The following is a 12343-nucleotide window of genomic DNA, read 5'->3' as shown; positions in this document are numbered from 1 at the left end:
AAGAATCTTTCAAGGCGACGATTCGCGGCCGAGGGCCGATGAATGGGCGCGAAACGGCCGCCGCCTCATGAAAAATCTTTCTCACGTTGGCTGGACCGGCGTCCATGCGAAAGCATCGGCTGAAGCGATGCAAAGGAAGGAAAGGAGGGGGAATCATGCCGGAATTGCCGGAAGTGGAAACGATCCGCCGGACGCTTTTGCCGCTTGTGGTCGGCAAAACGATTGAGGATGTGCGCATCTTTTGGCCCAACATCATCCGCCATCCACAAGACCCCAAGGTATTCGCGGCCAGAATGATCGGACAGACGGTGCGCGGTGTGGAGCGGAGAGGAAAATTTTTAAAATTTCTGCTCGACCGAGATGTGCTCATTTCCCATTTGCGCATGGAAGGACGCTATGCTGTCGCTTCTGCTCTGGAGCCGCTCGAACCGCATACGCACGTGGTGTTTCGCTTCGCTGACGGCAGCGAACTCCGTTACCGCGACGTGCGCAAGTTCGGCACGATGCACGTTTATGAGAAAGAGGAAGCTGACCGCCGGCCGCCGCTTGCTGAGCTTGGGCCGGAGCCGCTTTCCCCGGCGTTTTCTCCGGCCGTATTGGCCGAGCGGGCGATGACAACGAAGAGGCCGGTCAAGGCGCTGCTCCTTGACCAGACGGTTGTCGCCGGATTCGGCAACATTTATGTCGACGAATCGCTGTTTCGCGCCGGCATTCTTCCCAGACGGCCAGCCGCCTCGCTCTCCGGCAAAGAGATCGAGCGCCTGCATAAGGAAATGGTGGCGACGATCGGCGAGGCGGTCATGAAAGGGGGGAGCACGGTGCGCACGTACGTGAACACGCAAGGTGAGGCCGGCACGTTTCAACATCATTTGTACGTGTATGGCCGCCAAGGCCAGCCGTGCAAACGATGCGGCACGTCGATTGAAAAAATAGTCGTCGCCGGCCGCGGCACGCATTATTGTCCGCGCTGCCAGCGCTAGGCGGCGCGTAAAAAGGAGAGAGAGACCATGACGTTGACGATCGGGCTGACCGGTGGGATCGCCAGCGGCAAAAGCACGGTGAGCGCGATGATGCGCGAGCTCGGCCTTCCCGTCATCGATGCTGACGAAGCGGCGCGCGCCGTCGTCCGGCCGGGGGAAGAGGCCTACCGACAGATTGTCGCTGCCTTCGGTCCGGACATCGTGCAGGCCAACGGAGAGATCGATCGGGTGAAACTCGGGGCGATCGTGTTCCACGACGAAGAAGAACGGAAAAAGCTAAACGCCATCGTTCACCCGGCCGTGCGTCGGAAAATGCTGGCGGAGAAAGAAGCGCTCGTCCGCTCTGGGGCGAAAACGATCGTGCTGGACATTCCGCTTTTATTTGAAAGCGGGTTGACTGCTTGGGTTGATAAAATATTGGTCGTCTACGTCGATGATGACGTCCAGCTCCGTCGGCTGATGGAGCGGAACGGGTTTACAGAGGAAGAAGCGCGCGCCCGCATCCGCGCCCAATGGCCGTTGGCGGAAAAAATCAAACAGGCCGACGCAGTCATCAACAATAACGGGACAAGGGAAGAGACACGTCGTCAGCTATTGACGATTTTGAAACAATGGGACGCCTTGGAAAAATAGGCGTCTTTTTTGTTTCGTTTTGATTATTTTGTTCTCCACATTTCCTAAAAATATGATATACTATTTATACAGAAACAAGAAAATAGTATGACATATATGAAGGGAGAACAAAGTCAATGAAGGCGAAAGTGGCGATTAACGGTTTCGGACGAATCGGACGGATGGTCTTTCGGCGCGCCATCCATTCTTCTGAACTCGACATTGTGGCGGTAAACGCCAGCTACCCGCCGGAAACGTTAGCCCATTTAGTGAAATATGACTCCAACCACGGCAAATTTGACGGCGAGGTCATCGCTTTGGAAGATGGCCTGCTGGTCAACGGCAAAAAAGTGAAGCTAGTAAACTCGCGCGACCCAAAACAGCTGCCGTGGAAAGAGCTTGATATTGATATGGTGATTGAAGCAACAGGAAAATTCAACGACCGCGAAAAGGCAAGCCTTCACCTTGAGGCTGGGGCCAAACGCGTCATTTTAACTGCCCCGGGCAAAAATGAAGATGTAACGATCGTCATTGGCGTCAACGAGCATATGCTGGACATCGACCGCCATTTTATCATTTCGAACGCTTCGTGCACGACCAACTGCTTGGCTCCGGTCGTCAAAGTACTCGATGAAGCGTTTGGGATTGAAAACGGCCTGATGACGACGGTTCATGCGTATACGAACGACCAAAAAAACATCGACAACCCGCATAAAGATTTGCGCCGCGCTCGCTCATGCGCGCAGTCGATCATCCCGACGACAACGGGAGCGGCGAAAGCGCTTGGGCTCGTTTTGCCGCATTTAAAGGGAAAATTGCACGGCATGGCGCTCCGCGTCCCGACGCCGAACGTCTCGCTTGTCGATTTGGTTGTGGATTTGAAGCGCGACGTGACGGTTGATGAGGTGAACGAAGCGTTCATCCGCGCCGCTAACGGTCCGCTCAACGGCATTTTGGATTTCACATTGGAACCGCTTGTCTCGATCGATTTCAACACGAATCCGCACTCTGCCATCATTGATGGCTTGTCGACGATGGTGATGGAAGGACGAAAAGTGAAAGTGCTTGCCTGGTATGACAACGAGTGGGGCTATTCGTGCCGCGTCGTCGATTTAGCTCACCTTGTCGCAGCCAAAATGAATGAGCGCCTCAGCGTCAATGCGTAATGGACCCCCCGCCTTGGCGGCGGTCCGATGCGAAGCGCGCTGCCCGCGCTATGGCCTTTGCGATCCGCACAAACGGATCGGGCCACGGCGCGGGTGTGGCGCTTTTTCTTTTTTTCATGCAAAAAAATTAAAAAAGCCTGTTGCAAAAAAAACCTAAACAAAGTATACTATGTCTCGTGAACTTCTTAACGGCAAGGGTAATGTGACTACTTAAAGGGTTAGGACCTCTTAGGACTAACTTTCCCCCGTGGTAGTTATACATGCCATTTTGCAGCTCACTTTCTGTTTTTTTATTTGTTTGAGAAAATTGGTTAAAAGGGGGATTCTTTTCATGGACACGATGGGTCGTCACGTTATCTCGGAACTTTGGGGATGCGACTTTGACAAACTGAATGATATGGATTTTATTGAAAAAACGTTCGTTGACGCCGCGTTAAAGTCGGGAGCGGAGATTCGTGAAGTGGCGTTCCATAAATTCGCTCCGCAAGGCGTAAGCGGAGTTGTCATTATTTCGGAATCGCATTTGACGATTCATACGTTTCCCGAACACGGCTATGCGAGCATTGATGTGTATACATGCGGCCATTTAGACCCGACGATTGCCGCCGATTACATTGCCGAAATGCTGGGCGCGCAAACGCGGGAAACGATTGAACTTCCGCGCGGCATGCGCCCGATCGAAGTGAAAAAGGCGCAGGCGCTGTAATGGAATAAGGATGGAACCAAAAGGAGCGTAAGCGAGACGCTCCTTTTTTTGCGTCCTTGGCGGTGCAACGGCGGCGAAAATCATGGTATGATGGAAGAAAAAGAATGACTTTAGGGAGACGTGGCCATGAGCATGTGGAAAACACTGAAATACGCCTTCACAAACCATTGTGAAACGCGGGAAAATCATGAAGACGAAGAGCTAAGGAGCCATTATTACAAAGCGACGAACCGCGCCGTCATCGATGCGGTCAAAGAGCTGCTCTCGTCGTTGCCCGGCGCCGAGCTCGTTTCTGTTTCCGAAGAGCGCGGTGAAATTTGTGCGCAAACAAGGCGCGGCAAAAAGTTGTTCATCGTCGCTACCGTCATTTCTGTGCGGCCGTTTGAAACGGCAGTCGACTTTTCCGTGACGACGGAGACGAAGCTATTGCCGTTTGATTTTGGGCATAGCCGAGCGGTCATTCTCGATTTGTATCGGAAGCTCAACGCCCGCTTGCCATATATCGGTTCTGGACTGAACAGCTAACTATATCTTGTCTGCTTTCGTCCATTCCGGTATGATAGAGAATAAGAAAATCAACGGAGTGGATGTTATGCGATGTCCTTCATGCCATCATCAAGGTACGCGCGTGCTTGACTCGCGCCCGGTTGAAGAGGGTCGTTCAATCCGCCGCCGCCGGGAGTGCGAACAGTGCCATTATCGGTTTACGACGTTTGAGAGAATCGAGGAGCCGCCGCTGATTGTCGTGAAAAAAGAAGGAACGCGCGAAGAATTCAGCCGGGAGAAAATTTTGCGCGGCTTGATCAAAGCATGCGAGAAGCGGCCGGTGGCGCTCGAGGAGCTTGAAAAAGTGACGCAGGAAATCGAGCGAGAGCTGCGCAATCAAGGCGTTTCGGAAGTGAAAAGCGAAACGATCGGCGAAATGGTGATGGAGCGCCTATCACACATCGATGAGGTGGCTTATGTCCGCTTCGCTTCCGTCTATCGTCAGTTTAAAGATATTAATGTGTTCATTGAAGAACTGAAAGAGTTGATTAAAAAAGGGCAACGGTAAAAAGGGCTTTGGCATTAGGCGGCAAGCCCTTTTTTCAACGTCTTTTCGGCAGGAAAGGGGAGAGCCGGTTTGAAACGAATAGGGCGGAATGGAAGGTCGGAGCGATGCAACACCATTGGAAAGAGCTGATTGCTGTCGACCGTTATACCGTGCAAAGCCGTGGGGTGTTGCATGAGGTGGACCGAAAAGTGCTGACGCTGCTTTACCAGCCGCTCATCGGCTGCCGCGCGTTGGCGCTTTATATGACGCTTTGGGGAGAGCTTGAGCTGCTTGACGGCCAGGAAGCGACCCATCATCGGCTCATGGCGCTCATGCAGTGCGGACTGCCGGACATTTACAGTGAACGGTTGAAACTCGAAGGAATCGGGCTGCTCAACACATACGTCCACGCTCCAGAGGCGGATGAACCGAAGCTGTTTCTTTATGAGCTGCGCCCGCCGTTGGCGCCAGACCAGTTTTTCCGCGATGAGATGTTGAGCGCTTTTTTGCATCGGCAAGTCGGCCGTCATTTGTTTATTCAGCTGAGCAACTTTTTTGCCCGTCCGTCCATTGATGAAACGAAATTCACCCGAGTGACGCGGTCGTTTTCCGATGTGTTTTCGGCTGTGCCTGCTGAACAAATCGTCGCCGGCTTTAGCGAAGAAGCCGGGCCCGAGCTGCTTGAGGGGAAGGATCACATCGGGCGGGAGGAGTCGTCATATGTGCTCGATGATGATGTATTCGACTTTGAGCTGTTTTTTGCCGGCCTGTCCAAGCAGCTGGTGCCGCGCCGGGCTGTGACAGCAAAAGTGAAGGAAGCGATTAAAAAGCTGGCGTTTTTATACGGCATTCCGCCGCTGGAGATGCAAAAACTGGTTCTTGGCGTCATCGATCCGGCCTATCATATCGATATTGACGCGTTGCGCCGAGCGGCGCGCGAATGGTATGAGCTCGAACATGGCGGTGTCGAGCCGCGTCTCGTGGAACGAGTGCAGCCGCTCGCCTATCGGACGATGGAAAACATCGAACCGCGCACAAAAGAGGAGCAACTAATGAAACAGCTGGAAACGATTTCCCCACGCCAGCTGCTCAAGGAAATTTCAGGCGGCGTTGAGCCGTCGCTCGCTGATTTGCAGCTGATCGAAGATGTGATGTTTAAGCAGCAGCTGCTCCCGGGAGTTGTGAACGTGCTCATTTATTACGTCATGCTCCGGACGAATATGAAGCTGTCGAAAAAGTACGTAGAAAAAATCGCCAGCCATTGGGCGCGCAAGAAAGTGAAAACGGTGAAGGAAGCAATGGAACTGGCGAAAGAAGAGGCGAAAACATACCAAAACTGGGCGAACGAAAAGGAAAAAGGGACGAGGGCGGTGCGCAAAGTCGTGCGCACGGAAATCGTCCCCGACTGGCTGAACATGGATTACAGCCAGCCGGAGAATGATGATTTTGATGTCGAACAGGCGCGCAAAGAGCTGGAGGAACGGCTGAAAAAATACCGTGATGAATCATAGAGGGAAAAGCCATGGAACGAGTAAACCACCTGTTGCAGCGGTTGCTTGGCAATCAACGGTTTAAACAACGCTACGAACAAATGAAACGCTACATTTTGGAGCATCCGGACGTGCAGCCGTTTTTGCGGGCGCACGAACGGCAATTGTCGGCCGATGCAGTTGACCGCAGCTTGATGAAGCTGCATGAATTCATCGAGCAGCACGGGAATTGCCGCCAATGTCCGGGGCTCGAGCGGTGCCCGAACATGCTGCAAGGGTATCGGCCGAACTTGGTGATCAGCAGCGGCCGGATTGAGATTGAGTATGACCGCTGCCCAAAAAAAGTGCAATACGACGAGAGGAAGCGGCAAGAGTCGCTCATTCAAAGCATGTTCATGCCGCGTGAAATTTTGCGTGCTTCGCTCTCTGACGTTGATCTCAATGACGATGGACGGATCAAAGCGATCCGATTTGCCGAGCGGTTTGTGTCGGAATATGAGCCAGGGAAAAAAATGAAAGGCTTGTATTTGCACGGATCGTTTGGGGTGGGCAAGACGTATTTGCTCGCCGCGATCGCCAACGAGTTGGCGAAGCGGAACGTCCCGTCGCTGATCGTCTACGTGCCCGAGCTGTTTCGTGAGATGAAACATTCGCTTCAAGACCAGACGATGAACGAAAAGCTCGATTATATCAAAAAAGTGCCGGTGCTGATGCTCGATGACCTCGGGGCGGAGGCGATGTCAAGCTGGGTGCGCGATGATGTGCTCGGCCCGATCTTGCAATACCGGATGTTTGAAAACTTGCCGACGTTTTTCACGTCGAACTTTAATATGCAGCAGCTTTCCCACCATTTAACGTATTCGCAGCGCGGCGAAGAAGAGAAGGTGAAGGCGGCGCGCATTATGGAACGAATCCGCTATTTGGCCTATCCGATTGAAATCACCGGGCCGAACCGCCGCGAGCAAAATATATAAAGGCGATTTGAAACGTTATCGTTTGCACAGACATGTTGATGAACCAATAAAAACGATATAGACTCCCATGACGGAAAAAATTGGTCACCAATGGAAGGATGAAAATATCCCTCTATATTTTGCCCATTTTCGAATTCGGGTATTTTCAGGATAGATGCCATTTGAAGTGTTCCCATTTGGAGTTTTTACCGAGGATTTAATCGACTGTCGGGCGACCGAACCACGCCGCTTCCAGACCCATCGATGGGGCTGTGAAGCGGGCGGTTGCTCGGTCTCCCAAGCCACAGGCCTGCTTCGACAGTCGAAAATGGACCAATCGCTTTTCCGTCAAGGGATGTGTTCAACTTCTTCATTGCATCTATATAACTTTTCTGCTGCAGCCGGCAAGCGGTTCGTTTGTCGACAGGGACGGGATAAAAAGGGGAATTTCCTTATAAACCAAACACAACACATATTGTTTTATGCCTGTATACGGTAATAAGAAAGGGGGCCCCGATTCGTTTGGGGCCCCCCTCCTCGAACAATCAACTCCGCCAAGCTTTGTGCTTTTTTAGTCTAAATGGCCGGTTGTCCCCATATATATAAACCAAGCATTCCTTTCGAACCAAAGGGGGGACGGCGGGTGATCGAAATCCATTTCGACGAGGCAAGCGAGGCGGAAAAACTGTTTTGGCTGTTGCATCACCGGCCGCAACCGGATGACAGTCCGCTGTTTCATGCCGCCTATGATGGGAAGAAAACGGTGGCCGTTTACATACACGGCGAAGAGAAATATGTGCTTGAGTCGCAAATCGTCCCAGCGATGACCGCATTTATGCAGGAGGTGATGGAAGACCGGCTGCTGCTATCCATCATTGCCAATGTTTTTTATTTCCGCGATGTCGAAGAACAGCAGCAAATTTTGGCCCTCGCTCATTCGTTTTTGGACGGCGAGCGGCGCGATTACCGGAAAAGCGCGGCGTTTGCCGCCTCGCGCACCGCGATGTTGCGCGACGCTTTCGCCTCCTTTTTGCGCGACGGCTTGTCGTTTTCGTTTTCTTCGTTCGTTACGTTCCGGTTGAAGCCGTATATGGAGCGCCTCCAACATTATGTCGAGCTGGCGATCGATGAATACAAGCTGGAGCAGGAGTATCAAAATTTTGTGCAAATGCTGCGCGACTGCTTGGCTGGCCGGGCGCCGCAATGGCCGCGCCTGTATTTGGTGCACGATCCGCCGCACTTCGTGTTTTACGACAGCGAGCAGCGGGAGCTGTCGACGGCGGAAGTGAGACAGTTGATCGATCGCCATCTCGTGTTCAGCCAGCCGATGTATATTGATGCATCGGTGCTTGCTCCGCTTGTCTCGCTTGCTCCGGCGGAAATTGAGCTGTACACCGATCATCCGGATGATGGCATGGTGCAGACGCTGCAAAACGTGTTTCAAGAACGGCTGACGGTCTGCCGCCGCGCCGATTTTTCCCGCTTGTTTGCCGCCAACGCTGGAAATGGAGGAGAAGCTTGATTTTTCCTGCTGTTTTCGCTATAATGTCGTCATGAATATGGATGAATACAAGCGATGACGAGGACATGGGCGCATTTTTACGGTTTCCAGAGAGGGAAGGCAGCGGCTGGAACCTTCCTAACACGAAAAATGCGCTTACCCCCTCAGAGCTGCGGCAGCGAACGCAATGCCCAGTAGTTGCCGCCGGTGGACGGCCGTTATCCTTGTTGAGCCATGGCATGGCGAGACACTGCCATGGGAAGAAGGGTGGAACCACGATGAAAACTCGTCCCTTTCGGAGGGAGGAGTTTTTTTCTTTTTCATCATCATGATAAAGGAGAGTGATTGCCGATGCCAGACGTCATTCGCATTACGTTCCCAGACGGGGCGGAAAAGGAGTTTCCAAAGGGGACGACGACGGAAGACATCGCTGCCTCGATCAGCCCGGGGCTGAAGAAAAAAGCGATCGCTGGAAAATGGAACGGCCGGTTCGTTGATTTGCGCACGCCGCTTCACGAAGACGGTGAACTGGTCATTATTACTCAAGACATGCCGGAAGCGCTTGACATTTTGCGCCATAGCGCTGCCCATTTAATGGCGCAGGCCATCAAGCGGCTGTACGGCAACGTCAAGCTCGGCGTCGGTCCGGTCATTGAAAACGGCTTTTACTATGATATCGACATGGAGCATAAGCTGACGCCAGACGATCTTCCAAAAATCGAAGCGGAAATGCGCAACATTGTCAAAGAAAATCTCGAGATCGTCCGCAAAGAAGTGAGCCGCGAAGAAGCCATCCGGCGGTATGAAGAAATCGGCGATGAATTGAAGCTCGAGTTGATCCGCGACATTCCGGAAGGCGAGACGATTTCCATTTACGAGCAAGGCGAGTTTTTCGACCTTTGCCGCGGCGTGCACGTGCCGTCGACCGGCAAAATCAAAGAGTTTAAGCTGCTCAGCATCTCGGGCGCCTACTGGCGCGGCGACAGCAGCAACAAAATGCTGCAGCGCATCTATGGCACGGCCTTTTTCAAAAAAGAAGATTTGGATCATTATTTGCACTTGCTTGAAGAAGCGAAAGAGCGCGACCACCGCAAACTCGGCAAAGAGCTCGAGCTGTTTATGACGTCGCAGCAAGTCGGACAAGGGCTGCCGCTTTGGCTGCCGAAAGGAGCGACGATCCGCCGCATCATTGAACGGTACATCGTCGATAAAGAAGTGGCGCTCGGGTACGATCATGTCTACACGCCGGTGCTCGGCAGCGTCGAGCTGTACAAAACATCGGGCCATTGGGACCATTACAAAGAAAACATGTTCCCGCCGATGGAGATGGACAATGAACAGCTCGTGCTGCGGCCGATGAACTGCCCGCATCACATGATGATTTACAAAAGCAAGCTGCACAGCTACCGCGAGCTGCCGATCCGCATCGCCGAATTGGGCACGATGCACCGCTATGAAATGTCGGGCGCTCTCACCGGACTGCAGCGCGTCCGCGGCATGACGCTCAATGACGCTCATATTTTCGTGCGCCCCGATCAAATCAAAGACGAGTTCAAACGCGTCGTGAACTTGATTTTGGAAGTCTATAAGGATTTCGGCATTCAGGAATACTCGTTCCGTTTGTCATACCGCGATCCGCATGACAAGGAAAAATATTACGACGACGATGAAATGTGGGAAAAAGCGCAGCGCATGCTTCGCGAAGCGATGGACGAGCTCGGCCTCGACTACTATGAGGCTGAGGGGGAAGCGGCGTTTTACGGGCCGAAGCTCGATGTGCAAGTGCGCACGGCGCTCGGCAAAGACGAAACGCTCTCAACGGTGCAGCTTGACTTCCTCTTGCCGGAGCGCTTTGATTTGACGTACATCGGCGAAGACGGAAAGCCGCATCGCCCGGTCGTCATCCACCGCGGCGTCGTTTCGACAATGGAGCGGTTTGTCGCCTTCTTGATCGAAGAATACAAAGGCGCGTTCCCGACGTGGCTCGCCCCGGTGCAGGTGAAAGTGATTCCGGTGTCGCCGGAAGCGCATCTTGACTATGCGTATGACGTGCATCGGACCCTGAAAGAACACGGATTCCGCGTCGAAGTCGACGAGCGCGATGAAAAAATCGGCTATAAAATCCGCGAGGCGCAAATGCAAAAAATCCCGTATATGCTCGTTGTCGGCGATAAAGAAGTGTCTGAACGAGCGGTCAATGTCCGCCGCTATGGCGAAAAAGAGAGCCGGACGATGGGGCTTGAAGAGTTTATCGCTGCGCTTGCGGAAGAGGTGCGGCAAAAACGGGCGAAAGAACGATGAACCAACGACGGCCCGCAGGCGGCATGCCCGCTTGCCGGGCCGCGTTTGTTTCATGGAGGACGGCCGCGTTGCACAGAAAACAGGGAAGAGAAGGACAGCAAAACTTTTTTGCAAAAAATCATAAGTTTTCTCTTGTCAACAAAAAGATGTTCCGCTATAATGAAGAGCGTTGTGTTTATCAAGAGCCGCTCCTTGACACGCCATCGCCAAGGTGGTATAGTTTATAAAGTGGAATGATTGCTTGTTTGTAACGAAAGCAGAAGCGCCCGCTTCTCACCTGACCGACGCCAGGGCGGCTGTTGGCAGGTTGTTACGGTTCGCCAGCCTTTTTGTTCGAACGTCGTGCGCGGGTGCTTTTGTGCACCCGCGCTTTTTTGCTGGAAGCGGAGCTCTGCTGGCAAACAAGCCAGTCGGAAAAAACCTTGGAGGTGGCTCATTATTAGCAAAGATTTTATTATCAACGAACAAATTCGTGCCCGGGAAGTGCGCTTGATCGACCAAAACGGCGAACAGCTTGGCATCAAGTCGAAGCAGGAAGCGCTTGAGATTGCGGCAAGGCGCAATTTGGACCTCGTGCTTGTTGCGCCGAACGCCAAACCGCCCGTTTGCCGCATCATGGATTACGGCAAATTCCGCTTCGAGCAGCAAAAGAAAGAAAAAGAAGCGCGCAAAAAGCAAAAAGTCATCAATGTGAAAGAAGTGCGCCTTAGCCCGACGATCGAGGAGCATGATTTCAACACGAAGCTGCGCAACGCGCGCAAGTTTCTCGAAAAAGGCGATAAAGTGAAGGCGACGATCCGTTTTAAAGGGCGGGCCATCACCCATAAAGAAATCGGGCAGCGCGTCCTTGACCGCTTCTCCGAAGCGTGCGCCGACATCGCCATCGTCGAAACGGCGCCGAAAATGGACGGGCGCAACATGTTTTTAGTGCTCGCACCGAAAAATGACAACAAGTAAGGAGGAACTTGGGATGCCTAAAATGAAAACTCACCGCGGCTCGGCGAAACGGTTCAAAAAAACGGCGAGCGGCAAATTAAAACGCGGCCATGCGTATACGAGCCATTTGTTTGCCAATAAAACGAAAAAACAAAAGCGTCATCTTCGCAAAGCGACGCTCGTCTCGCCTGGCGATTTCAAACGCATCCGCCAAATGCTCGACAACTTGAAATAATGACCGACTATAGGAGGGAACGATTATGCCACGCGTAAAAGGTGGACCAGTGACGCGCAGACGTCGCAAAAAAGTATTGAAGCTTGCCAAGGGCTATTTCGGCGCGAAACACGCGTTATATAGAGTCGCGAACCAGCAAGTGATGAAATCGCTCATGTATGCGTATCGCGACCGCCGTCAACGGAAGCGCGACTTCCGCAAATTGTGGATCGCCCGCATCAACGCTGCAGCCCGCCAAAACGGCCTGTCTTACAGCCGTCTGATGCACGGCTTGAAACTGGCTGGTGTGGAAGTGAACCGAAAAATGCTCGCCGACTTGGCGGTGAACGACCAAGCGGCGTTTGCCCAACTTGCTGACTTGGCAAAAGCAAATTTGAATAAGTAACAACGATGGCCATCCTGGATCGGGATGGCCGTTTTTCTTAACCAA

The 12343-nt window shown here is 52.8% G+C and carries 13 protein-coding genes and 2 other annotated features; all 13 genes read left to right on the top strand.

All coding sequences use genetic code 11. The features are described from left to right. Positions 1-155: 155 nt before the first annotated feature. The 13 genes from mutM (at position 156) to rplT (ending at position 12298) form a co-directional block, all read left to right on the top strand. Positions 156-980: a DNA-formamidopyrimidine glycosylase gene (gene mutM / locus ETC05_RS05145; RefSeq protein ID WP_031407730.1), complete on the top strand. Its 825-nt coding sequence runs from the start codon at positions 156-158 to the stop codon at positions 978-980. A gap of 27 nt (positions 981-1007) precedes the next feature. After that, complete coding sequence (gene coaE / locus ETC05_RS05140) at positions 1008-1613, top strand: dephospho-CoA kinase (RefSeq protein ID WP_171660509.1); 606 nt, start codon at positions 1008-1010, stop codon at positions 1611-1613. A 116-nt stretch (positions 1614-1729) separates the two neighbouring features. After that, positions 1730-2758, top strand: a complete 1029-nt coding sequence (locus ETC05_RS05135) for a glyceraldehyde-3-phosphate dehydrogenase (RefSeq protein WP_031407733.1) — start codon at positions 1730-1732, stop codon at positions 2756-2758. A gap of 331 nt (positions 2759-3089) precedes the next feature. Then, on the top strand, positions 3090-3464 hold the full coding sequence (gene speD, locus ETC05_RS05130; protein ID WP_031407735.1) for an adenosylmethionine decarboxylase: 375 nt from the start codon (positions 3090-3092) through the stop codon (positions 3462-3464). Between the two features lie 126 nt (positions 3465-3590). Then, positions 3591-3989 carry an aminotransferase class IV gene (locus ETC05_RS05125; protein ID WP_031407737.1) on the top strand — a complete coding sequence of 133 codons (399 nt, stop codon included), beginning with the start codon at positions 3591-3593 and terminating at the stop codon, positions 3987-3989. A 67-nt stretch (positions 3990-4056) separates the two neighbouring features. Further along, entirely contained in the window at positions 4057-4518 is a 462-nt protein-coding gene (gene nrdR, locus ETC05_RS05120) for a transcriptional regulator NrdR (protein WP_013144522.1), read from the top strand. A gap of 104 nt (positions 4519-4622) precedes the next feature. Beyond that, positions 4623-6008: a replication initiation and membrane attachment family protein gene (locus ETC05_RS05115; RefSeq protein WP_171660508.1), complete on the top strand. Its 1386-nt coding sequence runs from the start codon at positions 4623-4625 to the stop codon at positions 6006-6008. 11 nt (positions 6009-6019) lie between these two features. Next, positions 6020-6961 (top strand): primosomal protein DnaI, encoded by a 942-nt coding sequence (dnaI, locus tag ETC05_RS05110; RefSeq protein WP_031407742.1) that lies wholly within the window; start codon positions 6020-6022, stop codon positions 6959-6961. Between the two features lie 622 nt (positions 6962-7583). Continuing rightward, the gene (ytxC, locus tag ETC05_RS05105; protein ID WP_171660507.1) at positions 7584-8462 is read left to right on the top strand and encodes a putative sporulation protein YtxC; all 879 of its coding nucleotides are present in this window, start codon (positions 7584-7586) and stop codon (positions 8460-8462) included. 45 nt (positions 8463-8507) lie between these two features. After that, positions 8508-8738 (top strand) — a binding site (T-box leader). 54 nt (positions 8739-8792) lie between these two features. Then, positions 8793-10742: a threonine--tRNA ligase gene (gene thrS, locus ETC05_RS05100; protein WP_171660506.1), complete on the top strand. Its 1950-nt coding sequence runs from the start codon at positions 8793-8795 to the stop codon at positions 10740-10742. A 248-nt stretch (positions 10743-10990) separates the two neighbouring features. After that, positions 10991-11124, top strand: a sequence feature (ribosomal protein L20 leader region). A gap of 53 nt (positions 11125-11177) precedes the next feature. Beyond that, a complete protein-coding gene (gene infC, locus ETC05_RS05095; RefSeq protein WP_071880206.1) occupies positions 11178-11699 on the top strand; it encodes a translation initiation factor IF-3 in 522 nt (173 codons plus the stop codon). Between the two features lie 13 nt (positions 11700-11712). Next, complete coding sequence (rpmI, locus tag ETC05_RS05090; protein WP_011232191.1) at positions 11713-11913, top strand: 50S ribosomal protein L35; 201 nt, start codon at positions 11713-11715, stop codon at positions 11911-11913. Between the two features lie 25 nt (positions 11914-11938). Further along, complete coding sequence (gene rplT, locus ETC05_RS05085) at positions 11939-12298, top strand: 50S ribosomal protein L20 (protein ID WP_011887944.1); 360 nt, start codon at positions 11939-11941, stop codon at positions 12296-12298. Positions 12299-12343: the final 45 nt, after the last annotated feature.

Source organism: Geobacillus sp. BMUD (assembly GCF_013096845.1).
GTDB lineage: Bacteria > Bacillota > Bacilli > Bacillales > Anoxybacillaceae > Geobacillus > Geobacillus vulcani.
The sequence above is the reverse complement of the archived record's forward strand: the minus strand, read 5'-3'. Positions and strand labels throughout refer to the sequence as shown.